We start from the raw sequence: 25186 nt of genomic DNA, 5'->3' as shown, positions 1-25186 counted from the left end.
ATTATTCTGTATGAAGGTGCTTTGCCAGCTGGTCATAGCTTTTAGTGACTTCCTGAATGATATCCTCCACAGAGAATATATTCTCTAATTTCTTGTTGTCTTGACTATTTATCCTAATTCTCCCAAATTCATTACCTCTATACCGTTTCACTGATCTTAAATTCCTTAGAGGTGGAAACGACTTTTTCATAACGGGATAAGGAGCATAGAAAATGTATAGAATCTTACTATCGCCATTAAGAATGGCTAACGAAAACAAGCTGTAATAATTACTGTACTTCCCTTTGTTCATCTTCTGACAGTTCGGGCACGTAAGTATTTCCTCTTTCCGATTATGTAGATACCAGTGAATATTATGACCTTCATCCTTTATGATTTTTCTATGGCCGTCACATAATTTTGTATTAACCTCTTTTTTAGGTTGGTATTTTCTTAATTGAGTGTACCGACTTTTCTTAAGCAGCACCATACAATTATGTTTAAGGGTGAATAACTTATTCTTTTTATCGAAATCCCTCTCTTCTTCAGCCGATTGACTTAGCCAATAAACCCAATAACTGAGCTGTCCAGCACACATGAGTTCCTCATCTTCTTCGGACCATTCCTTTTTAAAAGCTTCATAATCCTTTTCGTATTGCGCCTTAATATCTGTTGAAATCAAGTTATCAACCCCTTGTAAATAGTTTAATAGTCTTCAGATTCATTAAAATCTTCTTCATTATTTTCTAACCAGTCATAATAAAGGTTTGATCTTAATTGCTGCCTAGACCGTATTCTTTCTGTAGCTTTAGCTTGATCTCGTTGAACTTGATCATGATGGTTTTTTCTAATGTTCTTATTTTTTAATATCATAGCTAGACCATTAACAAAGAATTTACTAAAAACCGTAATACTTCCCTTTTCAAGCTGATCAATTACTCGTAGCCATTGCTTATCAAGATCAGCTTTTGTGAATGATGTAATTTCCTTTTCGGAGCATTTAATAATTGTTTGTGTTATATCCTTGTTAGCAATCTTCTTTTTCTCAAGATAATGATAGAGATATTGAAAACAACTATTTTCATTGATTAGGAGATTACATTTATTTATGTTTTCATCATCATCATCATTTTTTTTCGTGGGTGTTTCTCTATGTATGGTATTTTTTCTATCTATTGATGATGATGAATGAAAAGAATCTATGTTTGTATTCTTTGTTGTATTCTCTTCTGTATTCTCTGTTAAAGGACGAGTTGATTCAACATGTCTAGACGTGTTGAATCGACACTTCTGGATGTGTTGATTCAACATTTCTGGATGTGTTGATTCAACATATCCCATGTCAGACGTGGAATCTGGGGAAGTTTCTTTATTTATTTCATCCTGAATGTATTCTTCAAAGTCACTTACATCATCATCAATTTGATCTTCGCGATCTTTCATCACATGGTTCAGCCGTTTTAAGAATTCTGGTATGTTTAAACGAATATGTGTAACAGTTTTACTATCGAATTTAAAAATCTTTTTAACTACTAGATTTTCCTCAACAAGTCTTTTCATTGCTGTTCGATAATTAGCAGGGGTGAGTCTTATTTCTTCATACCATTCTTTCTTTTCTTTGGCGATCCAATAGTGTCCTTCCTTCTTGATTCGCAGTTTTGATTTTCCGTCTTTGTTTGGCAGGTACCAGTAAACAATTTGAGCAAGAAACAAACCCGAGACAATATCGCCTTTTTCACCAATAACATCTACATAAGACTTTTTAAAATCAATGGTATCCTTAGTTTCTTTCTCCCATGTAATAAACTGTTTCCAAGAGTTAAACATAATAAAAAACCTCCGTTTTTTTCCTGTCACCTAAAACACCTAAAATATGACAAGGGAAAACAAAGGTTTTATCTTCACTTCCATGTATAAGTTTGCTATAATTAAGTAGGATATAATTATACATGATATAAAGATTCTCTGTTTTTCCCTCCTTTGATTTGGGGTTTCATTTGGTGCTTGTTTGGCGACTAGAACCAAATGAAACTAGGTGGGGGCAGGGAATTTTTTTATTTTAGATAATTTAATAAATAGTAATTTGTGATATAAACTATCACTTGGTATGCTTATACTATATTCCTGATACACTATCTTAAAATCAGTATAACAAAACTTTCCTGTAAATGAAATAAGGTTAGGGGGGAAGATATGGAATCAAAGGTAGGAATATTGCTAAATAATGAGATTAACGACATTATAGATCAATTAGCAAAGAGGATGGGTACAAGTAAAAGGAATGTTATTTCGCTTGCTTTGACTCGTATTCTTGATAGTGATCTCTCGAAGGAAAAAATATATGAAATAAAAACAAGTATTCATGACTTAAACCATGCTACTAATATAACTGTAAACCAGCAGTTTAAGAAAAAATTAGAAAGCATAGATCGATACGGTTTATCTATTAGGATGTTTTTTGGATATCTGCTATGTGATTATTTTTATAAACATTATAGCTCTTTTCTAGGAAGGGATAAGCTAAAAGAGGATGTTTCTGAATATGAGACCCAAAAAGAAAATATCCAAATAAAAATCGACACGAACGTAAAAAGCAAAATAACATCCTATTGTAATGATAATTCGATTGCGGTTAGTAGCCTTTTTGCTCACTATATAATGAATAAACAAATAAACATAAATGATTTTAGATCAGAGGAAACAGATTTTATGACTTTGACTTTTAGTAAGGGTGTTAAAAAAAGGTTTCATAGTAATGCGAAGGAAATGAACGTCGGTTATTTATATTACATAAACTTAATAGCCGCCCAAATATGTGAAAATTTAAGATTATAAAGGGACTTAAATAAAAACAGTAATCTTATGCTGTTTTTTATTTACAGCCATCTTCATTCCTGATACAATGTTATTAGAGATATAAAAAAGGAGGGAACCTATGACTTCATCTGAACGTGGACATTTGATCGAGTGGCTTTTTGTTATCACTGGAGATAACTTATCTCTTTGGGAACAAACAAATGATGATGTGTTGGTAAGGTTGTTTGAGAAAACGGTCGAGGAACACGGACAGTTGGGTTTATTACATTCATAGATGCAGTTATTTGACATGAGACTGTTTGTTCCGACAAATAATGGTAGAATGTAAGGGAATTACAGTGGTAGAAAGGAGAATGGCGCATGTTTAATAGAATTGGACAGTTTTTAGATATTCTTTTCGCCGATTTGCAAACAACGTTTCTTACTGTATTTGCTATCGGACTTCTTATTTGTGCAATTGGGGTTTGGGCTGGAGACGACCATTCCGGGCCTAAGTTCAAAAAAGGACTTGTTCTCTGTGCCTTTGGTGTAATCGTGTTCCTGCTTGCAGGACCGATCGTTGAATACATCGATACGAACTTGTAAGGCGGGATAATATGTCAAGAGAATTGTTTACAGATCGAAAAGAACGACTTAGGCAAGAAGGAAAAGTTGAACTGCCGATGAATATTGACTCTAAAAAATATCTCATTGGTAGTTTAGCCTTCCTGGACTTACTGATTTTGGCACCGGCCGTTATGCTGTCTGTAGCTATCGTGATTGTTTATTACGTGATGACGGGCTCAGTCAATCAGGTGATTATTATTATTTCTCTTACGCCTACGATGATCATGTTGATTTTACAAGTGAGTAAGCATCCCGAACGAAAAAATATATCGCTGCTGCAATACAAACTCTTATGGAGAATGAATTACAAAAGGCGTGTAAAGGATTTTTATTATTCAAAAGGGGCAATGACGATGGCGACAACAAAAGAAGGCGCTGGGGATACCAGAGTGAAGATCCCAGTCAAAAACATTGCTAACGGTTGTATTGAAACGAAAGACAATCGTCTTGTAAAAATCATTGAAGTATCAAGTATTAACTTATCTTTGATGAATGAAATAGATCAGGACGATGTTCTCGTTTCTTATCAGAACTTTATTAATGAGTTAGAAGAAAAGCAAATCCAGGTAGAACAAATTGCTCAACCTATTAATTTAGCTTCCTATTCTGCTTGGATAAAAGAAACAGGTCGAGAGGATCGGGCAACCTTAAGAAAAGTCAAAGAAGCCTATATGGAACAAATTGAAGATATACAAAAGAACAAGTCCATGGTGACGAGAAAGCGCTATGTAAGCATCTCTGTTCCAAATAAAGCGAATGCCTACGATACTATTGAGATGAAGGCAAATCACATTCAATTCAAATTAGAAAATATGCTTTCTGGTTACGAGAAGCTTACAGCAAACATTTTAAAAAACGATGATCTTATACGGTTAATCTATACATGTATTGATTTTGAAAATGCTCAATCGCAGGGGGAAGGGATTGTTAAAAAGGCCAAATCTCAATCTCCAGTTGTGGTTGGGAAGGATACCAGTAAAGAATTAGATGAATTAGTCAGAAAAAGAGCTTCAGAAACGTTTAAATAGAGGTGATTATTTGTGGGACTGCTCTCTACGCTTTTTAAGCCAACCAAACATAAAAGAGAAAAGGCAGAAGAATCGATTGTTCAAAACCAGAACCTCCTAACAGCCATTTCACCAGATAGTATCAAAGAAAAAGAAACGTATGTCAGAACGGGATCAAATTACACGAGAACCCTTCTAGTCGTCAATTATGACCCTGTTCAGGATCAAAGGAAAGTCCAGCAAATCTCTGAAATGTCGGAGAATATTTCGATTGTCAACTACATTAAGGAATATTCCATAGGAGAAGTAAAAGATAATCTTATCAAGTCTATTAAGCAAAATAGGATGAAAAAAAATAATCGATTTGCTGATGATGAGACCGAGATAGAAGCAGACGCACAAATTGATTCAGCCAAGGAAATGCTTAAAAGCTTAACGTATTCCAGCGATAAAATCTACCTATTTCATACTTTAATCCATTTGGTTGCAAAGGACTTAAACGAGTTGGATCAACTGACGTTACGGGTTAAATCTCGTTTTGAATCCATTGGAGTTATTCACAATCCGACAGACCGTGCGATTGATGCGTTTAATTCCTTCTTGCCCCTTAACTATAACTACGTAAAAGAATTAACGTACAAGATGATGAATTCAGAAGCTGTGGGGTACTTTTTCCCTTTTCACGAAAATGAAATGTTCGATGAAAAAGGGGATATCAAAGGAAAAAACATTTCGACAGGTAATGTGGTGATCGTTGACGATACAAAATTATTAAATCGACATGAATTTGTTATTGGAATTTCTGGCTCTGGAAAGACAACTTATTTGCTGATTAACATGCTTAACAAATACATGCTTGGCAGGAAGGTTATTGCGATTGATCCTAAAGGTGACTTTGGGCGTATTTTTGAAGACATGGGAGGAACCTGGGTAAAGTTCCAATTGAAAGGAGGGAAACGGGTCAACCCGTTTGATTTACCATCTATATCCGATGAAGACATGGAAGATGTAGAAATGGGAAGTGTTCTTTTAACAAAAATTAGTCACTTGTTAACCATGTTTCGCTTAATATATCCTTCTATGAATGACCTTCAAGAAGATATTTTGTCTAGATATATTCAAAGATTATATGAAGAAAAAGCTGGAATCACCGATACGACAGATACAACGAGATTAGAGTCAGAAGACTTTCCTGTTTTAGAAGATTTATATGATTTGATCGAAGATGACAAAGAAGAAAATCCCACTGTTTATGAAAAAATGTTAGAGTTTCACACAACATTAGAAGCTTATGTTTTTGGTATGTACAGCGATCTTTTGAATGGTCCTACAAACGCTAATATTGATAGCGACCTGGTCAACTACGATTTAAAGGCATTGCAGAACCAAGATAAAATACAGAGAATTTTATTTTATAATATTCTTTCGCATACAACCAATCAGGTCATGGAGGATCGTGAACAAGAAACGAATGTGTTTATTGATGAAGCACATATCATTGCTGATCCGAAAGTGCCTTTAGCTATGAACTATGTTCACTATATGATGAAAGTTTTACGTTCATTCAATACAGGTATTATCACAGCTTCCCAGTCGATTAAGGACTTTTTATCAGCAAGGGATGAATATCGAAATTATGGCGAAGCCGTCATTACTCAATCCATCCAACGATTATATCTGCCGATGGCAGAAGAAGAATTGAAATATTTAGAAGAGGAATTAGGTAATACATTCAGTAAACAAGAACGAAGTGTCCTTATCTTAAAGGAAGGATCTCAAGATGAACAAGCCGGAAAAGGCATTTTCTATACGGGATCTAAGAAAATTAAGTTAGAAGTCCAAATGAATGATCTGGTTTACCATTTATGGAAAGAGAAAAAATCCATTCATGATTATGTATAAAGGGTGTCAGGCATGAAAGAAACAGGGAAAAGCATACTTGCAACGATCATAATGAAAGCCGTGCTATCCCCGGTAGGGATAGCTTGTCTGGCTGTTGGCGTTATTTGCTTACTTGCAAGTATCTTTATCTTTTTCCCTCAAAGTGAAGGGTTTGATAAAGAAAATCCTGAAGCAAACAAGGACATTCTGAATGACCATACCGGATCTTATGCAACTTGCCAACCTGATGGGGAACTGAATAGGGAATTGTACATAAGTCAATTCCAGGATGCAGGTGTCTTCACCGGAAAAGGGGATATATTCATTGAGGTTGCTGAGAAATATAACCTTGATCCGGTACTCCTGGCTTCTATTGCCTTTCACGAAACAGGATTTGGAACATCCAACTTAGTGGAGAATTATAACAATCCCGGGGGATTATATAACTCAACTATTAATGATTTTTTTCGCTATGACAGCCTTCAAGCTGGTTTAGATGCCATGGCTGATAATCTTTATGATAATTATTATGCAGAAGGTCTTTTTACGATTGAACAGGTTGGTCAGAAATACGCTCCTATTGGGGTTAAGAACGACCCTAACAACTTAAATGCCCATTGGATCCCTACCATCAAAAAGTACTCCAGTCAGCTTGGAGGGTTAATCATGCACTGTACAGTAACGAATAGTGATGGATTTGTTTTACCTACAACGGATCCTTATATTACTTCCGAGTTCGGTTATCGCACTTGGCCAGATGGATCTGTTGAATTTCATAAAGGGTTAGATTTTGATTGTGAGAAGCCAGATCCTATATTGGCTGCCCAACAGGGAGAAGTGGTTTATGCCCAATTTAATAACGGAGGGTACGGTAATCTAGTGATCATCAAGCACCAAAACAATGTATATAGTGCATACGCACATATGTCTGAATTAAGTGTACAGAAAGGGGATCAAGTGAAGGCCAAACAACAAGTTGGCGTTTGTGGAACAACAGGAAGTTCAACTGGTACTCATTTACACTTTGAAATCCAATTAGGGAATCTGTTCGGCGAACGAGTAAAGCCGGGAGATTATTTGGATGTTCACAATGTCCCTAGTCTAAACGGAATGTAGTATTGATGCTAAAAAAAGGGGTTGAATAGATGCTAAAACATTTAAACTTACTTTCAATCATACTGATTTTTCTGCTTGTGATCGTTAGCATCTTCTTCTTCAATTTCTATACAAAATACGGAGATTTACAAGCTAAAAATCAAGAACTCTCCCGTCAGGTTACAGAATTAAAAACCACAGCATCAATGAATCAGGAGGTTTATACCAAAACCGAAGAATACTTATCAGCTTTGATGGAAGGTAATGCTAAAAGCTATATGACGGAAAGTTACCTTAACAAAACAGAGAACATGGAACGAGGGATGAGTCACGAACGAGCAGAGCTTGAAGAGATTGATATTTATAATATATCTGTTCGACAACAAGAGAAAGGGACATACCTCGTCTATGCGATTTATAAAGCTTCCCTAGGGGGGGTAGATGTGGAGGTGGAAGACCCTTCCCAATATACGACGTACTTTCTTATGTCGAAAGTGACCTTTGTTCAGGAAAATGGGGAGTTAAAGGTTAATAATCACGATTTACGTCCGATAGAAAATTCCCTTAAATTTTTTAATGAATTAGAAAAATAGAGGTTGAGTTAGGAGAGATGACATGAAAGCATTTATGGAAAAAGTTTTGCTCATCTCAGGACATATAAGAAAGAAAATACTGGCGGCCATCGATCGGTTGGCAAAAAATGAAATCGATAAAGCAAACCGTGAATATGAGTTAAGATACGGCCAGTCGTTAAATGAAGATGAAATCATTGAAATCAAGAAAAATACACTATTGAGATTATGGAAAATTGTTGGTGTGTTTTTGATCCTACTTGTGTTTCTATTGTCTCAAATTTAAGGGGGGTAGGTATGGCAAAGAGAGTGTTCATTATCTCAATATTTATTGTTATAGGGGCCTTTGTTATCACTAATTCTTCCGTATTTGCGGAACCCGGTGGGTTCTATGATGATGTGATAGAACAATATAAACAAGAAACTGGTAACACTGGCAGAAAAGTAGAACATCTCAAATCTTATATGAAAGACATTGGGCTTGATAAGTACAACTACTCATCCAACACTTTTGACTGTGCTTGGTATGACGTGACCTGTCATGTATCTGGAGCTTTCCTGTTCTCAAATATGGTTGGATTGGTGAAAGCAGGTGTCGACCAAATATCCGATATCGTGAAAACCCCTAAAAATATTACAACAGATGCTGATAATTTGTGGTTTATGTATGGCTTTGAAACTTTGTCTTGGACGATGGCATCCATTTTCCTGCTATATCATGCCATGAAGATCACAGTTTTATATATGGGGCAGGCTGAAGAAGGGATGAACATTCTTCAAGAAAAATTATGGCAACTCCTCGCCGGCGGGATACTATTAGGGGTTTACACTAAATTTTTTGAATGGGTCATGGAACTTCAACGGTATATTGCTGAAGCACTCGGAGAGTCGGTTGTCAGTGGGAAAGATATTGCCATCGCTCTCGCAGTAAATTCCCCCGCCTACGGCATCGTTTTATCGCTTTTTTTAGCAGTAATCCTCATTGTTTTTGCGATTGCTTATCTTTATCGATATGCCCTTTTTACTTTGTTGTTTATCACGGGAGTAATCGCTATTCCAACGATTGTAAATGACACATACAACTTCTTCAACATTTGGTTAAAAACATTGATAAGCAATGTGTTAACTTTTTCACTTCAAACGTTGTGTTACGCACTAGGATTTAAGCAGTTAGTCTCCCTTGAGCAAGGAGCCATGCTTTATGGTATTGCGTTCTTTATATTAGCGTTGTCTGTTCCCTCTTTGCTGAATCAGTTTGGTGGATCAACCGGTTCTGGTCGTGCAGTATCATCTGGCGTTAAAAATGTTGTACGTTATGCAGGAAGACGTTAAGGACAGAAAGGAGAATGTTTTGTGAAAAAGATTATGGTTTTACTAATAACTGCTGCTGTATTTCTGATTACGGGGTGTTCTAATGCTGGGGAAGAAAAATCAGAGGCTAAAAGTGAAAGTAAACCTGATAAGCCTATATTTACAAAAGAGGATATTTCTTTAGCGAAGGAAATGATATTTTTTGTAAACGAAAAGGAAAAAGAGTTTATTGCAAAAGTAAATGAACGGTTAAAAGAAAAAAAAGGGGAAACATCTGAAGAAATTCGTAAAAAGACAAAACCCCTTGCTCAAAAGATAGTAATTCATCCTTTTTTGGAAAAGTACGGGGAGCATGTAACAAGTAATACTGAACAAATAAAGGTTGAGCTACATTTAAAAAAAGCTGAACTTTTTGAGTCGAAGTACAATAAAGTCTCTCCTACATTCACAAACCTTAAATTAGAAAATCCTGAAATTATAAATCATGAGAAATCAAAGATTCACGAGTTGGTTTTTAAGATTAACGAGTCTGAAACCGAATCAGTCGATTTACAATACTACAACCAATATACGTTTTTGAAAACAAATGAGGGAAAATTAATAATAAACGATTTTCCACCATTATCACGAGAAAGTGCTATTTATCTATGGGATAGCGATAATGTAAAGAATAAAATTAAGAAACTGCCACCTTTGCAATAATGGATCAGGGAGGGAAAAAGCATGTATCGTACTGTTGCTAACAAAAACGGCACAATAGAAGTCAATGGAGATGTCTTCCGCTTTTATCAACCGGCAGATGAATATAAAACTGAAAACCGAGAGGAAATTGAAGAATCTTATACAAATAAGATGGACTCCATTTCGGATGACCCTCACTTTATTACAGCTCAGAATATAGAAAGCCGGAACGGCCAGGTTATTTTTGAGTATAGCTTAAAAGGTTTGAAAATGTTTGATTACTTGAGGACTCTCTTCTTAGAAGAAAAGATTTACTACTACCGGTCTTTAATTGAAATGGCTAAAAGGGAGGACGTGAACGTCCTTTGGCAAAAAGAAAACTTTGCTATTGACCCGCATGATCAGACAATGAAAAGTATGGTTATTGAACACGATGCCTTTGAGCTTTATGAACAAAAAGATAACGTCCAGGCCATAAAAGAATTGGTGATTTTATCTCTCACATCTATGACCCGTGTGTTTGGAAAGCCCCGGCGCGCGGACTTCCTTGAACAAAATGAAAATGTGATTCATTTTGCTGAAAAGCTCTATCTCAAAGCAAAAACCCTTGAAGAAATGGAAGAGTATATCAATGGAGAAATCTACCGCATTGATATGAGGAAAAAAGAAAAAGCACAAACTGCGCTAAATCAAAGTAAGTGGGCTTCATTGTTGTCAAAAGCTAAGATAAAAAGAGATGGAGAGTTGAAAGAGAGCCGGCAGGAAATGGTTGCAAGTTTAGAAGAAGACTCTGAAGGTGAACCAAGTGAAAATCAAAGGGTTAAAAAGAGTGGTAAAAGCGATAAAAAGTTATACGGTGCGTTAGCAGGTGCCGTTCTCTGTGCCATAATCCTGAGTGTCTTTTTGTCCAATATTAACGAGAAGTCCCAAACCAATACAGCAACAGCATCCCAGCAGTCACAGGCAAAAGGGGAAATAGTTACCATCTACCGTGACTCTTTTTTTGAGAATCCTGAAAGCACAATAAAAAAATTAGAAGAAATCGGGTATGGAAACCTCAAGGAAGCTGATCGAAAGATTCTAAACCATTTGTATGTTGAAGCAGGGAAGATGGATAAGGCCATACAGAACGACCCTAAAATGGCGGGGGAAGTTGCTGAAAAACTTTATCAAGAGGAAAAACAAAAGGAATTAGAAGACTTGATACAGGGGCTAGAAAAGCCAAATGATACAGCCTCTCTTTACCTGGCTATGTTACAGGAGGATTGGGGACAGATTACTTCTTTACATGAAGGTATGACTTTAAATAATGAACAAATAAATGCTGTTTTAACAGCTTATTTACAACTTGGCGATGTTGAAAAGGCTGAAGAGTTTGTTCAAGGGTTAGAAACCCCTAGTGAGGAATTACAAAAACGTATGGATAAGGCCCTTGATTTACAGAAGCAAATTTATGCGGCTGAAAATGAAAAAGCCCAGCTGAAAAAGGAATTAGATGACACAGATGATAAAGAAAAGCAGGAAGAAATTTCTCAAAAGATTGAAGAATTAAATCAAAAGGTAGATGATTTGAAGAATCAATTAACGTCTGTATAACAATTATTAAATTTATAAAGGAGTAGTTATATTATGAAAAGTACAGGTGTCGTAAGAAAAATTGATGAATTAGGTCGTGTCGTTATTCCAATGGAACTACGGAGAACCATGGATATTAAGATTAAAGACTCTATGGAGATTTTTGTGGAAGACGATAAGATTATTTTGCAGAAATATAAAGCTCAAAGGGAATGTATTATTACAGGAGAGGTTAATGACAACAATGTGGAATTTGAAGGTGGTCTCGTGTTAAGTCTTAAGGGAATGGAGATTCTTAAAGATCAGCTCGAAAACGAGATGCATGTTCATTCATGAAGGAGAGATAAATCTTGAAGCAACAAATTATCGGTAAAACCGGAAGTGGAAAGTCTGTCATGTTACGAAAACGAGCTTTGCATGATGCTAATAAGGGTTTGAATGTCGTTTTTGTTGATGGTATCGAAGGATATTCAAATCACCAGAGAAATTTATACATCAAAGAATTAATAGAATACCAAGATCATAACCTCAACATATTGACTATTGATGAATTCATCAATGAATATGCTCGTATTAAATCTTGTGATCGTCTATATATGGACCACGTTAGTAAAGATATGTTAGGAGAAAGTCTTTTTCAAGATACGTTAGATTTGATTCAATCGAAAAATGATGGTTTTCAAAACGTTTGTGCAGTCGTATATGGTGAAGGGTCTGATCACTATTTACTTGACGGGTTTGTTCCTATTCAAACGGTCATTCGTGTTTAATGACTATACGGCGAGGGGGCTTATGAAGCCGGACCATATCTTTTTTTTGTCGTTGTTCTATTTGTTGGTATTGTCCTCATGCTACCAGATTAGGAAGGTTTATGGTTTATAGTTTCTTGGGAGCAAAAGAAAAATGAAAGAAGGTGGACTCATGGCAATACGTGATGTATATCCAATAAAATACTACAGCAAGGAAGGGTTTGTTGAACGGAAATTTGAGATCAACGAAGAAGACTTGCCAGAAATCATTGAGGAATATCTCTCAAGGTATACGGATGCAGACATTGATGAAATTGAAATCGTTAATAACCGTCCGATGAACATTTGGTTACATGCCAAGTGTCGGAAGTTTATTGATCCCGACGACCCATATAAGAATAAAACTACCCAGGAAGCAGAAGTCGAAGTCACAGGAGATTATGATGGAAACCCCTTACCGGGGTTATGGTAATTATGTTTTTTAATGGGGGTACTCCGAGATACGTGTAATTTTAGGACATGGATTGGGAAAAATCCATAACCCCCTTTTATCAAATAACTCTTTGAGGGATACAGCCACATGCCCATCAAGCTAAGCAAAATTTGATACAAAAATAGCCGGTCTCCTGTACGTTAAGAGAAGTCGGCTATTTTTTTAAGTTCAAACGGCTTATTGGTTGCCAGACACTATTTCCTTCAAGTTATTTATTTTGTGCTTCCTGAATACTTCTTGCTTTCCTGAGGGTCATCCTCTTTTTTGTTGATTCTTCCATTCTTGCTGAAAGATTTTGAATATAGGATTCTGTTAATTTGTGCGGGATGTATCCAATCCGTTCACGTATCAAATTTTCTAGTACAAAGCACTTTCTTGTCCAGTAATCATACAGTTCATAGGTGTAACGTTCACCGTCTTGAAACTCATCAGCACCCGTTTTCATGGCTTGAATAAACGTATGACGAGCATGGTAGGTTTCTGATCGCTCTTTACGAGCGATTTTTAACATAAACAAAAGTTCAATCGTTGTATAGGTCATTAATTCAGGCGTGGACTTCTCTGCATCAATATTGGATGGTTGGGACTCTGGCAAGAAGTTTTTCCGCTTGCTGTCTTGTTGTACATCTGCCTTGTCAATTTTCATCTCGCAAAAGTCGCAGTAGTAGTAATATTGTTCATATAATTCGACTTTACTTCCGCAGTAGCAGCATGTTTTCATAATAACAAAACTCCCTTTTCATTATAGTACTTGAAATTTTAATTTCTTATTAGGAAATGTTCGTCTTTGTAACGAAAAACCGTCTCTTTTTCTCCGGATTACCAGGACAAATTGATTAAAAAAGACGAACGATATTTTGCCCTGGTTGATTGGCCAAGTCCGAAAAGACGAACAATGGTTTTCGGCCATGATTCCGGAAGAAAGAGAAAGCCAAATTTCTATTGCTTTTCTAGGGTTATATCACAGTCACCGCATTTTACATTCACTTCTTTTTTTGATGACCGCATAATAAGCCCGCAACCTGAACATACCCATTTGTATGAAGAAGGCTTCCCTGCCGATGAAGTCTCCCTTCCTGATTGCATTTCAGCTTCCCCCGCCGACTGGCCATTCTCAAGAGCGTTAAAATATATGGAACCACGCCGGGAGATCGTAAATACATCAGCGCTTATATTCATGTTTGAAATTTCATCTTTAACTTTCTGTCCAAGTCTTGCATAAGTCCACCCATGCTTAGCGTCAGGTTTATCGTTTTGATATTCAAACCCGATCTCTAATACCTTCTTTTTAAAATGCTTATTGTGATATGTCCCTTTGCGGCTGCAATCCTGTATGTTATGGACTTTGTGGTAAAGATGCACCATTTCATGAAGCAGAGTGTCCATTGTTTCGTAAAAGTCCAGATCAAGAAACTCTGCTGATAGATTGATTTCGTACATTTTGGTTTTGCCTTCTTTGTCACCCCAAACGGGGACAACCGTGCACCATCCCATCGACTTCCTTTTGTGACCCGATGATTGAATTGTTATAGCCGGAGTCGGAAGCTCATTATTAAAATAGTGCTGATTGAACAAGTAAAAAGCGTTATGCAGCTCCTGTGTGATTTGATCTATATTCACCTCATGAATTTCAGGCATATTGTTGACCTCCCTTTTTGAACCATATGGTTCAATTTCATAAATTCATTATATCAGAGGGGAAAATAAATCCCCCGCCTTGAATTATTCATGAACTTTCATATCCCTTCATTTGGTTTATAAGATAAATTATTTTTATGGTTAGCCGGGCTACAGTTCGAGTTCACAATCATGGTTTTTTATAGAACGCCTGTATTCCTTTTCTTGCTCTTTTTCCTTCTCCACTTGATTTGATTTTTCACACAAATCAACGTACACACGACGCAAGCCTTGTTCTGTTTCCTCAACTCCCTCATATTTAAGGGAATTGACCCTGACGACTGAATTTTCAGAGAAACCACCGTTATCCTCGATCAAATGAAGATTAATTAACATGGTGTAATCAGGATAAACCCAATCGTCTCCTTGTTTAATATAGATGGGAAAACTTTTACCCAAAAAATCAATCTTACCTTCAGGATCCGTGATGTCTCTAAGCTCGTTCATGGAAAGGATAGGCTTGTGTTTAAACATTTCTTTCTCTAAAACAGCTAGTGAAACATTTTCCCCCACAAGTGGTTTTAATGTTTTGGTGACGTTTTTAACCCTTTCAGGAACCTCGGCTTTTGCTATAACCTTCGACTTTTCATCTGGAACCACTATTGGATGAACAAATTCATTCCTCATGATATTCACTCCTATTTGAAATTTTAAAAAAATAAATTTATCTATCGTTCTTCTCTTTTCTTTTCCACTTCAACAACAAGACCTTTTTCTACCCAAGACAAGGGAACTTTGTTTCCATCGGTTTGTTCATACTGCACACACCATGCAGATTTACCTTCTATTCTTTCAGCATTTCGACTTCCTCCTTTTCTGGTATGAACAAAATGTTTTCCTTCGTCTGCTTGGACATCATTTAGATTTACAATCATTTGCTTTTCTCTCCTTTGAAATTATTTTTGATTTTGCAACTCCGAAACGGAGTAAGTCCCCTAAAGGGGATTATTTTTCCCTTTTGCTATGGAGAATCTCAAAACACACATAAAAAACCGTCAATACATCATGGAATACCGTAGCGAAAGCGTAGGCTATGCCGTGAAAGTGTATTGACGGTTTTTTAATCTTCTTAGCTTCCAATGGGGAAAGGCATACGGTTCCTGCCCCATTGGAAGGTTAGAAGATTTGTGCTGTTTTACGATTCGGAGTGCAAAAGGAAAAATAACCATAATGAAAAGCAGGCGTGCGCCTGCTATACGATTTATGTATTCGATTTTGACGTTCGACTCGTTCGGTATGGCCGGAAGGCAAACAGAACAGGAACCTACGGAATGTTGGCGTTAGCCTTACAGTCCGTGGTTATCGGTCTGTTTAGTACCGAAGCGACACGTAGGGAATGACGAAAAGCGCTCTTTGCTTTTCGATCAATCCCTAGTGCAGTCGCCCATGTGTGTTAATTGAAAATTATCTTTATTTATTTTTTCGGATTTCCGATATTAGTTCTTCAACTACCTGTTCTAGCTGATTAAAATTCCTTTCCAATCGCATCAACAGATAAAATGTTACTACGATAGGGAACCCTAAGTTTCCTATTAAAGCAACCCAATAATTCGGTTCCAAACCAATCACCCACTTTCAAAATATATATTCGGATTTCATGTCTTCATTAGTAGATTATAGAGGTAGTACTCGGATTCGAACCGAGGATGAAGGTTTTGCAGACCTTTGCCTTACCACTTGGCTATACTACCATCAGTTATATTTTCCTCTCTTATATCTAAGAGAGGAGTATATTAAAAAAAATTAACATTACGAGGAAAATTTATATAGCGTTTTTAATGCACGCCTCTTTAGGTTTGAGATATTCTGCTCACTTTCTTTTAGATATTCAGCAATTTCCTTATTGGAATACTGATATATATAAAACAAGGAGACAATTTCCTTTTGTTTGTCAGTAAGCTTAGTAATAGCCTTCGCAAGTGATTTGTTTGTAAAAATATTTTCTAAGTATTTATTATCCACTATTTCTTCATATGGGACCGTTTCACTACCAAAAGTACCCAAGAGATCTTCGGAATTATCCTTCTCATTTACATTTAGCCGTTTATTCAATATCAGGGGAAATCTATAGGACTTTAATTTAGCTCTCTTATCATAGTCAATGGAGAAATAATAAATTAAGCTGGATAAGTAATTTATTATTTTGGCCTTATTATGATGTTGCTTAAATCTCTCATCTAATAAAGCAGCAGCCTTTTCATCTCCTTCCAAGTATCCATTTAATAATTTCAAGTTCTCCTCATCATCCAAAAATCTTCTCACAATGGGTTGAGCCATAAGTTTCTCATTATCTCTTTTAAACTCTTTGAATTTAATTGTTTCTTCTCTCATTGAGCCCCCACCTTTCCGCTTATTTCTGAATTATCTGTCTAATAAAAGTAAATTGAATTAAATCCTAGACGTATCAGGAACGTATGTTCCTGGTACGTCTATTTTATTACCTATTTTTGTAAAAATAAACTATTGACTAATAATTTATTTCACTTTATCTAAATTTTCTTGACAATCCTCTTTGGAATACACTTCATAACAAGTGCTTCGTAGGTTGTTTATTTGCTGGGCTAATAACATACAAACCTCTTGATATAAAGCTATATCCTCACTATGAGCTACATCTAATTTTTTAGTACAGCGATGTAAATCCTTTCTCAATTCTGTATACCGTTCAAATAGACTTTCATAATAAAAATCATTCTGTTGTTGCATATCTGTCCCTCCTATCGAGGCATTTCTATATCATTAACTCCTTTTCTAGCTGCTTTTGATTAAATCCCATGACTTTAGAAACACCTTTGCTTGTTTTTATAACTGTAAATGGCGTTCCCCTCCCCCCATGGTTCATTAGTTCCTCTCGGTATAATTCATTTTTAAAAATATCCTTTTCCTCATAGGAAATGTTGTTCATTTCCATCCAATCCTTTTGTTTTTGGCAGAATCCACAAGTTGCGCTGGTATAAACTATTATTTCCTTCATGTCCGCACTCCTCCTTCTGTTTAATTAGTAAAGTGATAGAAATTTTAAAAAATAAACATGCATTTTATTACATAAAACACCATTTATTTTAAAAATAACGGAACATATGTTCGTGTTTATTCGTTTATTAATTACTACCTTTTTCACTTTAGGTAGTAACAACAACATCTGGAGGGGTACTATGAGTAATCAGGAAGAAATACTAGAGTATATCAACCTATTAGAGCCAAAGATTAAAAAAGTATTGTACCAGACTCATTTTGAAGAAAGAGAAGACCTTGAACAATCCATCAAATTAAAGATTTTAGAGAACGCAGAAAAAATAACAAATCTTGAAACCATAGGTTTTTTTGAATTTAAAGAAAGAATAGCCGAATAATATTAAGTTTTAAAAAGAAGTCGATATCCACATTATGGATATCGACTTCTTTTATTTATTGTTTCTTTAATACCCTGTTTGTTGTTATCCCAGCTGTCATACTGCCACTAACGTTAAGAGCCGTCCTCCCCATATCTATTAGTGGTTCAATAGATATTAACAATCCGGCCAAGCCTACTGGTAGATTTAATGTCGATAAAACGATTAATGCCGCTAAGGTGGCTCCGCCTCCTACCCCTACTACGCCAAATGAACTTATAGCTACGACTATAACAAGGTTAATTAAAAAAGTTGGGTTCGTAGGATCTATATTTACACTTGGAGCAATCATGACTGCTAACATAGCCGGATAAATTCCCGCACATCCATTTTGGCCAATGGATAAACCAAAAGATCCAGAGAAATTAGCAATACCATCAGATACATTAAATTCTTGTTTTTGAGTTTTAACATTCATAGGCAATGCGGCAGCGCTTGATCTAGACGAAAAAGAAAAAGTTAAAACTGAACTTACTTTCTTTATATAATCCATTGGTTTAACACCTGCTATGGCTAGTATTATTAAATGAACTATAAACATTGCCCCTAATGCAATATATGAAGCAATTAAGAACTTACCTAAATCCCAGATTGTGTTCCAATTACTTAAAGCTACCATATTAGTCATTAAAGCCATTACACCGTAAGGAGTAAAGCTTATAATAATTTTCACCAAATTTAATACTAGTCGCTGCAAGGAATCGAATATTCCAATTAATTTATCTGCATGGAATAGGGAAGTTTTTTCCAACCTCATTAAAGCTAAACCAATAAATGAAGAAAAAATTACCACAGCAATAGTAGACGTGCTTCTACTACCAGTAAAATCTAAGAACGGGTTCTGAGGGATAATAGCCCTGATTCTATCCGGTATCGTTTGACTATTTAAATCATCTAAACTGGTTTCTAAGTTCTCTGAACGAATGGATTCCTCTTCCCCGAATCTTAGGTTTGAAGTATCCAAATCAAAAACCAAAGAAGCCCCAATCCCTATAATCGCTGCTATGGCTGTCGTCCCAATTAGCATACCAATTACTGAAAAAGACATTTTTCCTAAGTTACGTCCTGACGAACTCTTCACAAAGGCCATAACAATGGATACAAATATTAAAGGCATTATTAACATCTTAAGTAAATCTACATACCCATACCCTACTATTCCAATCCACTCTAAACTCTTGTTTAAAATTTCAGTTTGTCCATAATGGGTCCAGTGTAATAACGCCCCAAAGAGTACTCCTAACAAAAGGGCCAACGTTACTTGCTTTGAAAATGATAGTCCTATTTTTTTCAGTACTACCAATATGGACATAAGTAAACCAAATAACCCAACATCCAACAAAACAAACGATAATTCCATAGTTTTTCCTCCTTTTAAGTAGTAGTTACTTTAAAAGTGAAGGAAAGGTTTTCGACTTAAACTCTACTCCATGGATTTATAAAAGTTATTTTACAGAGAGATTTATCCCCCTAACTAAATAGGTCAGATTTTAAGTCAAAGATAAATAACCTGTTTAAGGGGCTGCACTTTTTCCTCTTTATAGTTATAGACTTATAAAGGAGTGAAAACTATGACATATGATATCGTTAAGCAACTCCCTTTAGATAAAAGGATAATTACTGCCATAGAAGAAGAAATACCATCAAATATTACTTCTATCGGGGCACCATGGAAATGGAAACAAGGATACACTGGGAATGGAAATATAATTGCTGTACTTGATTCAGGATGTGAAACTAAGCATCCAGACCTTAAAGAAAGAATCGTTGGAGGGTATAACTTTACTGAAGATCATAACGGGGACGCATCCATATACCAAGATTTAAATGGTCATGGAACTCACGTAGCAGGTATACTAGCAGGGTCATTAAATAACACCGGGGTAGTAGGAGTAGCACCAAAATCTAACCTATTAGTTTTAAAAACACTTGATCACACAGGGACTGGTAGTGTAAAGGCTTTGGTGGAGGCAATTAACTACGCAATTAATTGGCGAGGCTATAACAATGAAAGAGTCAGAGTAATATGTATGTCCCTAGGATTAAAATCTACTTATCCAGAACTACATCAGGTTATAAAGCGAGCAAAGAAAAATAATATTAGTATTGTAGCAGCTGCTGGAAATGAAGGTGATGGAAATATTAAAACTAAAGAATACCTGTACCCCAGTTTTTACAAAGAAGTAATTAGTGTTGGTTCTATAAACGAGGTTAGAAAAGTAGCTTCCTTCTCTAATACTAATAAAGATGTTTCTATTTATGCGCCTGGTGTAGGTATATTTTCGACTTCAATTGATAAAGGATACACAGAATTATCAGGAACCTCAATGGCATCTCCTCATGTAGCAGGATCAATTGCATTACTAATAGAGGAATACGAACGGTTTTGGACAAGGAAAATAACAGAAGAAGAAATATTTAGAATACTAATGGAACATACAAAGATTATTAAAACTAATGAAAAAGTGGAGTACAACATTTTGGACTTATCTAGTTCAATGATTGGCAAGTAATTACCCATTTTTATTCTTTAAAATATGAATTTTAATGAAAAAACTTATGTTGATTCAAAAAAAATCAATAAACTTTATCCTAACTGTTTATTTCCTCACTGCTAATCCCTCTTTAGTTAATTAGAAAGAGCAATAATTGTTCTTTCAATACTAAAAAGAGGTGAGTAATATATGGCAGAAAGTAATTGGGAACTTGGAGGTTTAAATTTTCGAAAGTCCTCAGTTAGTGGTTTAGAATGGTTACCTTCTGAAGACTTCAAACAGTTTAAGAAGTTATTAGACCATTTAAATTTAACTGAACTACTCGACGGTACGATTTTGGAGCAGAGTGCTGCAGAATTAACTATGGGTGTTGGGACTGAAAAAGAAGTAGATGTAACGATGCAGGTAATAACGTTTAACAAAAATACTAAAGCCGAGATTATTAGCAGCAACGAAATCCCCTTCTTTGCAAGGCTATATCATCTAATTGAAAACAGAAACTCTCTTCGACTTGTTGTCATTGAGGACAACGAGATCGTGTTCGACGAAGGAGAGCCTACAGAGGTTGACAATTTAACCGCTCCAAGTATTGTAGAGTTTCTTGAGGGGCGGAGTCTCAAAATGAGGTATCTGCTGAAGCTTGGTACGATGGAGTCCCTTGTATGGGAAATGGTTGTTGTGTGTTTTCGGAACCAGCTTGGGTTGGAGGTCCGTTAATCCCTATCTATTATAATTGGTGTGGGGCAGGATGTGGAAGTGGCAGCACAGTAAACAGCTTGGACACATGTTGCAGAACACACGACTACTGTTACCGTAGTTTTTCAGGTTACCCAAGTCGTTGCGATTGTGACCAAAATTTAATTAATTGTACGTATGGAGAGCCTGGGTATGGTCCTCCGGTAATTCGTACAGCTTTTAGAGCTAAGATGAACCAGATGGGTTGCTAACACTCTTAACTGTCTGCATTACTGAATTCAAACGGAAAGTAAATCTCTAGATTTGAACAATAAATATTAATATACAAAAAGGGGAGGGAAAATGATGGCCAATTATAAAAAAAATAATACAGATAAAAATAAAGAAGTAAAAGCAGCTTATATGACATATTGCGATAAGCATACAAGTTGTTGTTATATGGAAGGTTGTTCGGCTGAATTCCGATATTACCCTAATACCGGACTTGACACATTCCAGAGTTGTGGTTGTTAACCAACATTAGAAAAGTAACCCTAAACATTCATTTATTAGAATGTTTAGGGTTTTTAATATTTTATTCAGATGAAGAAAATCAGAGAAAAGAGGAATAATGTTGAACGTATAAAAATAACCATATTTTTGTCAGGTTATTTTCTTTTGTATATAATGGTAAAGACAACATTCCTAATTTTGTCTTCACACGTTGACAGTAGCCTTACAAAACCTTTCTTCTATAAGGCCATATTACATCATGATGAATGACATAATTAAATATCACGGTGGTGGTGATTTTGATTAGAAATTTCTTTTCGATTTTATCCGCAATATTTTTAGTTTTAACATTTTTCCTCTTCGTATATAACCCTTCACAATGGGGAGGTAACTTCTTTGATTACATTATGAACTTAAGTGTTTATTCCCCTTTTATTATTGGCGTGCTAGGAATAGTATGTGCATATCTGGGGCGCAAGGGTAGTGTTAGAATTTCTCTTATCCTACTTAATATATTAATTTTATTATTATTTCTTATTTCATTCCTTATAGGTACATTTGGATTTCAAGATTCATAATACACTTTAAGAGATCCTTTCAAACAAACGGCGCGTTTATCGATAACGCGTCCTTTTGTATAGGATTTTCCATCACAAAGAAGAGTTGTGGTTTTTAGGTGATAAAATTTTCCGAAAATAGGGTGTTTAACTAGACCCTTTTCCTATAAGGGGTACGGAAACGATTCGTAGATTGAGGGGCCACTCCGGCAATCAGGCTATAGTATGGAGGGACAAGCTGATCTTTTTTAGATCAGCCTTTTTGTTTATCTCTCGCTAATTTGTTACGTTTTTTTATCCCGGGTGGTTGTTCTAACCACCCGTCTTTAATCATAATATCAACCCCACTTTTGGCAAGTCGGGAAACTTCTAATGATAATCGTTGATAACTAAGCATGAGATTGCTTCGCTGACTGGCAGCCGCAGAAGTAGCACAGTTTACTGTTCCAGCAGACATAAGCAGAGACATTTGAAGCATTAGTAATTTATCTGAAAATGTTTGAATAACTTATGCTTACATCAGATACTTGTGGTGCTTGTACATCCTCTTTTATTAATGTATCAACAAAAATCTTAATATGTTTTTTTGAAATTTCTTTCGCCCGTAACATATAATCCTGTACCTTCTTAGACGGTGTTTAAGAATTGCGAGTGCGAATTTATTAAGAGTGTGGATTCGTTACTAGTCAATTTAGGAAAAATATATATGTAATTTTTTGCAAATTATAAATCCTAATGTTACTATATGTCTATAAATAGATATGGAGGTAATTTATGTATACTATTAAAGAAGATGTATATGTAACTGACATCTCTGAAGAGCAATCAATTATATTCGATTACAATAACAGTATGTATTATAGCTTAGATAATTTTTCAAAATTTATTTGGAGTTTAATAGATGAGAATGATGTATGTAATATAAACGATATAATTGTAAGCGCTTTAAATAAATTTGATGTCTCAGAGGATGTTCTAAGGAATGACGTGCAACAATTTCTCGATTCCCTAATAAAAGCCGAATTGGTGATGGAAACAAATGAAAAAAAATAAGGTCAGAATCTTTGTACTACTGTACTCGGTGGATAAAAAATTAAAGGATTATGGAATAAAGCCAATCATAGAAGATTTAAATATGAAGTATAAGAATTACCGTAAAAAGGTCACAGAAACAAGTGATATTGTTCAAATATGTAAGGATATAGATTCAGTTTGTCAGCATCATCCACTTAAGTCAAAGGCCTTATGTCTTCACAAGTCACTAGTAGGCTATATGTTAATTAAAAAACTAGGCTATGATATTGCTATTCATATAGGGATAGCACGAGAAACCTTTGAAGCTCATGCTTGGCTAGAATACAATGGCAAAGTTATCAATGATAATGAAGAATATATCAGAAGTAAGTATTTAACTACTTTTAAAAGCTAAAGGAGAAGATCAATGTCCTTTTTAGGTCTAACTAGCGCATTTGAGGATCTTCAAAATGCAAGAAAGAGTAATAAATTCATAGAGCAACAGAAAGTATTTGTAGGTGAAAAAACTTATTACGTTTTTAAAAATGGAGAACTTAGCAATTTCCATGCTGAAACAATTGTTGAACGATACTTAGTCAATGGATTTTCATTTTTAAATAACTTTAAAGGTGGGTTTTCACTAGTTATATTTGATGTTCACAAAAATATCCTGACTCTTGCAAAGGATCCTTTAGGACTGAAACCTTTATTTTATAGTATTGATGAGAACTCTGTTTTATGGTCATCCCACATTGATCATCTACTCGAAGAGTCTTCATCAGACTTAATATTGAACAGTGAATATATCGAACGGTATATATCTATAAGGCCCTCAGCTACTAGCCCTACAATATACAAAAACATTTTTAGAGTTGAGCCTGGACAAGCTGTATGCATTAACCTTAATGATAAAAAAGTGGAAAAATATATGTATTATAAATTCCCGAAAAACGATTACAGATATCTTGATAATGAGGAAGATTTAATCAATTCCTTTCAAACCATCTTTGAGAATTCTATTGATAAAAACTTTTCGGATATCAAAAATGAAAAGATTGCCTTTTCTCTTAGTGGTGGGCTGGATTCAAATAGTATTTACAGTTTTGCGTACAATAAAAGATATTTAAATCCTATGAATACATATACATATTCTCTAAACTTTTCAAATCCAGATGCTAACGAAACATCCTATATAAAGGAATCCCTGAGAAGGTATCCTCCCAAAGAAAGTACTATATTAGAAGCAGATGATTATTGGAGCTTTAAGGACGGACTGGAGGTACTAGGTAAGTATCCTGAACCCTTCCCTTTCTTGAATCATGCACTAGCTAAACTTGTTCCTCCCCTCTTGGAGCAAAGTAATATTAAGTACATTTTCAGTGGTCATTTAGGAGATCATGTACTAGACACTCAGAAAGGCTTTTTAAGAGAGTTATTAGTTAGGAGAAGATTCAATACATTCATTAAACACTATACGAATATTTTGGGGAAATCCGGTATCAAAGAAAGCTTTAAAAAAGAATACTGGAAATCTCTTATCCCTCCGAACGAGGAGATTTTATGGATGAAAAACAAACCTCAACTTAAAACTAATTTCGTTTCAAACGGTTACACTTCAGACTCTAAAGGAATTGAGAACTATTACAAAGCTATCGTTTATCAAAATGGGCATGAATGGTCGGCACCGTATATTTATGGAAGACATGGGGTAGAAATCAGATATCCATTTTTAAATCTAGAATTAATTGAATTTTTACTCAATATACCTCCCTATTTTAAAGATAATAAGAAATCAAATAAGTATATTTTAAGAGCTGCTTTAAAAGGTATTTTGCCCGAAAAAATTAGAACAAGGGTTGGTAAGTCAACTCAAGGCCATTTGATCATAAAGGGTATCCAAAAAGAATGGTCAAGTATCACTAAGTTTAGCGACCTTGAATATGTAAGGAATTTCATAGATGTAGATATAGATACGTTCAATGATAGATTAGAAAATTTTTATCACGGTAATATCTCTAGCTTTTCTGACATTTCTTCAATAGGAAGAGCTCTTACTTTAGAAGCTTGGTTAAGGGAACGATTTAGTTAAAAGAATGG

At 35.4% G+C, this 25186-nt stretch carries 32 protein-coding genes, 1 tRNA gene and 1 pseudogene; 21 read left to right on the top strand and 13 right to left on the bottom strand.

Annotation, left to right across the window (positions count from 1 at the left end; translation table 11 throughout):
- Position 1: 1 nt before the first annotated feature.
- The gene (locus MUO15_RS21270) at positions 2–661 is read right to left on the bottom strand and encodes a hypothetical protein (RefSeq protein ID WP_245036179.1); all 660 of its coding nucleotides are present in this window, start codon (positions 659–661) and stop codon (positions 2–4) included.
- A gap of 23 nt (positions 662–684) precedes the next feature.
- A complete protein-coding gene (locus MUO15_RS21265) occupies positions 685–1806 on the bottom strand; it encodes a hypothetical protein (RefSeq protein WP_245036177.1) in 1122 nt (373 codons plus the stop codon).
- A 366-nt stretch (positions 1807–2172) separates the two neighbouring features.
- Between MUO15_RS21265 and MUO15_RS21260 the strand changes: the two genes are divergently transcribed.
- The 14 genes from MUO15_RS21260 to MUO15_RS21195 all read left to right on the top strand — a co-directional run bounded on the left by MUO15_RS21260 (position 2173) and on the right by MUO15_RS21195 (position 12745).
- On the top strand, positions 2173–2814 hold the full coding sequence (locus MUO15_RS21260) for a hypothetical protein (protein ID WP_245036175.1): 642 nt from the start codon (positions 2173–2175) through the stop codon (positions 2812–2814).
- A 100-nt stretch (positions 2815–2914) separates the two neighbouring features.
- A complete protein-coding gene (locus tag MUO15_RS21255; protein WP_245036173.1) occupies positions 2915–3070 on the top strand; it encodes a YccJ family protein in 156 nt (51 codons plus the stop codon).
- 86 nt (positions 3071–3156) lie between these two features.
- A complete protein-coding gene (locus MUO15_RS21250) occupies positions 3157–3381 on the top strand; it encodes a hypothetical protein (RefSeq protein ID WP_245036171.1) in 225 nt (74 codons plus the stop codon).
- Positions 3382–3392: 11 nt separating this feature from the next.
- Positions 3393–4430 carry a TraC-like domain-containing protein gene (locus MUO15_RS21245; protein ID WP_245036169.1) on the top strand — a complete coding sequence of 346 codons (1038 nt, stop codon included), beginning with the start codon at positions 3393–3395 and terminating at the stop codon, positions 4428–4430.
- Positions 4431–4442: 12 nt separating this feature from the next.
- A complete protein-coding gene (locus tag MUO15_RS21240) occupies positions 4443–6311 on the top strand; it encodes a VirB4 family type IV secretion system protein (protein ID WP_245036167.1) in 1869 nt (622 codons plus the stop codon).
- Positions 6312–6323: 12 nt separating this feature from the next.
- Positions 6324–7406, top strand: coding sequence for a peptidoglycan DD-metalloendopeptidase family protein (locus MUO15_RS21235; protein ID WP_245036165.1), 1083 nt, complete (start codon positions 6324–6326; stop codon positions 7404–7406).
- A gap of 29 nt (positions 7407–7435) precedes the next feature.
- Entirely contained in the window at positions 7436–7978 is a 543-nt protein-coding gene (locus MUO15_RS21230) for a hypothetical protein (protein ID WP_245036163.1), read from the top strand.
- Between the two features lie 22 nt (positions 7979–8000).
- Complete coding sequence (locus tag MUO15_RS21225; RefSeq protein WP_245036161.1) at positions 8001–8243, top strand: hypothetical protein; 243 nt, start codon at positions 8001–8003, stop codon at positions 8241–8243.
- A gap of 11 nt (positions 8244–8254) precedes the next feature.
- Complete coding sequence (locus MUO15_RS21220) at positions 8255–9289, top strand: conjugal transfer protein TrbL family protein (protein ID WP_245036159.1); 1035 nt, start codon at positions 8255–8257, stop codon at positions 9287–9289.
- 21 nt (positions 9290–9310) lie between these two features.
- Complete coding sequence (locus MUO15_RS21215) at positions 9311–9970, top strand: hypothetical protein (protein WP_245036157.1); 660 nt, start codon at positions 9311–9313, stop codon at positions 9968–9970.
- 21 nt (positions 9971–9991) lie between these two features.
- On the top strand, positions 9992–11545 hold the full coding sequence (locus MUO15_RS21210) for an AAA family ATPase (RefSeq protein WP_245036155.1): 1554 nt from the start codon (positions 9992–9994) through the stop codon (positions 11543–11545).
- Between the two features lie 33 nt (positions 11546–11578).
- Positions 11579–11860 carry an AbrB/MazE/SpoVT family DNA-binding domain-containing protein gene (locus tag MUO15_RS21205; protein WP_245036153.1) on the top strand — a complete coding sequence of 94 codons (282 nt, stop codon included), beginning with the start codon at positions 11579–11581 and terminating at the stop codon, positions 11858–11860.
- Between the two features lie 14 nt (positions 11861–11874).
- The gene (locus tag MUO15_RS21200; protein ID WP_245036151.1) at positions 11875–12294 is read left to right on the top strand and encodes a hypothetical protein; all 420 of its coding nucleotides are present in this window, start codon (positions 11875–11877) and stop codon (positions 12292–12294) included.
- A 157-nt stretch (positions 12295–12451) separates the two neighbouring features.
- Positions 12452–12745, top strand: a complete 294-nt coding sequence (locus MUO15_RS21195; RefSeq protein ID WP_396266369.1) for a hypothetical protein — start codon at positions 12452–12454, stop codon at positions 12743–12745.
- Between the two features lie 229 nt (positions 12746–12974).
- On the opposite strand, the gene MUO15_RS21190 is transcribed toward MUO15_RS21195, so the two are convergent.
- The 9 genes from MUO15_RS21190 to MUO15_RS21150 all read right to left on the bottom strand — a co-directional run bounded on the left by MUO15_RS21190 (position 12975) and on the right by MUO15_RS21150 (position 17417).
- Positions 12975–13487 carry a hypothetical protein gene (locus MUO15_RS21190; protein ID WP_245036147.1) on the bottom strand — a complete coding sequence of 171 codons (513 nt, stop codon included), beginning with the start codon at positions 13485–13487 and terminating at the stop codon, positions 12975–12977.
- 218 nt (positions 13488–13705) lie between these two features.
- Positions 13706–14404: a SprT-like domain-containing protein gene (locus tag MUO15_RS21185; protein WP_245036358.1), complete on the bottom strand. Its 699-nt coding sequence runs from the start codon at positions 14402–14404 to the stop codon at positions 13706–13708.
- 150 nt (positions 14405–14554) lie between these two features.
- Positions 14555–15070, bottom strand: coding sequence for a hypothetical protein (locus MUO15_RS21180; protein ID WP_245036357.1), 516 nt, complete (start codon positions 15068–15070; stop codon positions 14555–14557).
- 41 nt (positions 15071–15111) lie between these two features.
- Entirely contained in the window at positions 15112–15318 is a 207-nt protein-coding gene (locus MUO15_RS21175) for a hypothetical protein (protein WP_245036356.1), read from the bottom strand.
- A gap of 535 nt (positions 15319–15853) precedes the next feature.
- The gene (locus MUO15_RS21170) at positions 15854–16012 is read right to left on the bottom strand and encodes a YvrJ family protein (protein ID WP_245036355.1); all 159 of its coding nucleotides are present in this window, start codon (positions 16010–16012) and stop codon (positions 15854–15856) included.
- A 51-nt stretch (positions 16013–16063) separates the two neighbouring features.
- Positions 16064–16134, bottom strand: a tRNA-Cys gene (locus MUO15_RS21165).
- Between the two features lie 58 nt (positions 16135–16192).
- A complete protein-coding gene (locus tag MUO15_RS21160; protein ID WP_245036353.1) occupies positions 16193–16774 on the bottom strand; it encodes an RNA polymerase sigma factor in 582 nt (193 codons plus the stop codon).
- Between the two features lie 144 nt (positions 16775–16918).
- Complete coding sequence (locus tag MUO15_RS21155; protein ID WP_245036351.1) at positions 16919–17149, bottom strand: hypothetical protein; 231 nt, start codon at positions 17147–17149, stop codon at positions 16919–16921.
- 25 nt (positions 17150–17174) lie between these two features.
- Entirely contained in the window at positions 17175–17417 is a 243-nt protein-coding gene (locus MUO15_RS21150) for a glutaredoxin family protein (protein WP_245036349.1), read from the bottom strand.
- A gap of 181 nt (positions 17418–17598) precedes the next feature.
- Here MUO15_RS21150 and MUO15_RS21145 point away from each other — a divergent pair, with 181 nt between their 5' ends.
- A complete protein-coding gene (locus MUO15_RS21145; RefSeq protein WP_245036347.1) occupies positions 17599–17796 on the top strand; it encodes a hypothetical protein in 198 nt (65 codons plus the stop codon).
- A gap of 55 nt (positions 17797–17851) precedes the next feature.
- On the opposite strand, the gene MUO15_RS21140 is transcribed toward MUO15_RS21145, so the two are convergent.
- Positions 17852–19195: a cation:dicarboxylate symporter family transporter gene (locus MUO15_RS21140; protein WP_245036345.1), complete on the bottom strand. Its 1344-nt coding sequence runs from the start codon at positions 19193–19195 to the stop codon at positions 17852–17854.
- A gap of 211 nt (positions 19196–19406) precedes the next feature.
- On the opposite strand from MUO15_RS21140, the gene MUO15_RS21135 reads away from it, so the two are divergent.
- From MUO15_RS21135 to MUO15_RS22270, 3 genes are all read left to right on the top strand, one after another.
- The gene (locus tag MUO15_RS21135) at positions 19407–20348 is read left to right on the top strand and encodes a S8 family peptidase (protein ID WP_245036344.1); all 942 of its coding nucleotides are present in this window, start codon (positions 19407–19409) and stop codon (positions 20346–20348) included.
- A gap of 171 nt (positions 20349–20519) precedes the next feature.
- On the top strand, positions 20520–21047 hold the full coding sequence (locus MUO15_RS21130; RefSeq protein WP_245036342.1) for a hypothetical protein: 528 nt from the start codon (positions 20520–20522) through the stop codon (positions 21045–21047).
- Positions 20993–21277, top strand: a complete 285-nt coding sequence (locus tag MUO15_RS22270; RefSeq protein ID WP_396266366.1) for a hypothetical protein — start codon at positions 20993–20995, stop codon at positions 21275–21277. Before MUO15_RS21130 ends, MUO15_RS22270 begins: the two co-directional genes overlap by 55 nt.
- Positions 21278–22328: 1051 nt before the next feature.
- On the opposite strand, the pseudogene MUO15_RS21125 reads toward MUO15_RS22270, so the two are convergent.
- Positions 22329–22686, bottom strand: a pseudogene (locus MUO15_RS21125) (DUF3231 family protein).
- 163 nt (positions 22687–22849) lie between these two features.
- On the opposite strand from MUO15_RS21125, the gene MUO15_RS21120 reads away from it, so the two are divergent.
- From MUO15_RS21120 to MUO15_RS21110, 3 genes are read left to right on the top strand one after another with little or no spacing between them, the layout of a single operon-like run.
- Positions 22850–23128, top strand: coding sequence for a PqqD family protein (locus MUO15_RS21120; protein ID WP_245036340.1), 279 nt, complete (start codon positions 22850–22852; stop codon positions 23126–23128).
- Positions 23115–23504: a lasso peptide biosynthesis B2 protein gene (locus MUO15_RS21115; RefSeq protein ID WP_245036338.1), complete on the top strand. Its 390-nt coding sequence runs from the start codon at positions 23115–23117 to the stop codon at positions 23502–23504. Before MUO15_RS21120 ends, MUO15_RS21115 begins: the two co-directional genes overlap by 14 nt.
- Positions 23505–23516: 12 nt before the next feature.
- Positions 23517–25178, top strand: coding sequence for an asparagine synthase-related protein (locus MUO15_RS21110; protein WP_245036336.1), 1662 nt, complete (start codon positions 23517–23519; stop codon positions 25176–25178).
- Positions 25179–25186 lie beyond the last annotated feature (8 nt).

Origin of the sequence: Halobacillus amylolyticus (assembly GCF_022921115.1) — a bacterium.
Lineage (GTDB): Bacteria > Bacillota > Bacilli > Bacillales > Halobacillaceae > Halobacillus_A > Halobacillus_A amylolyticus.
Note: the sequence above shows the minus strand (reverse complement) of the source record. Positions and strands in the feature narration are given on the sequence as shown.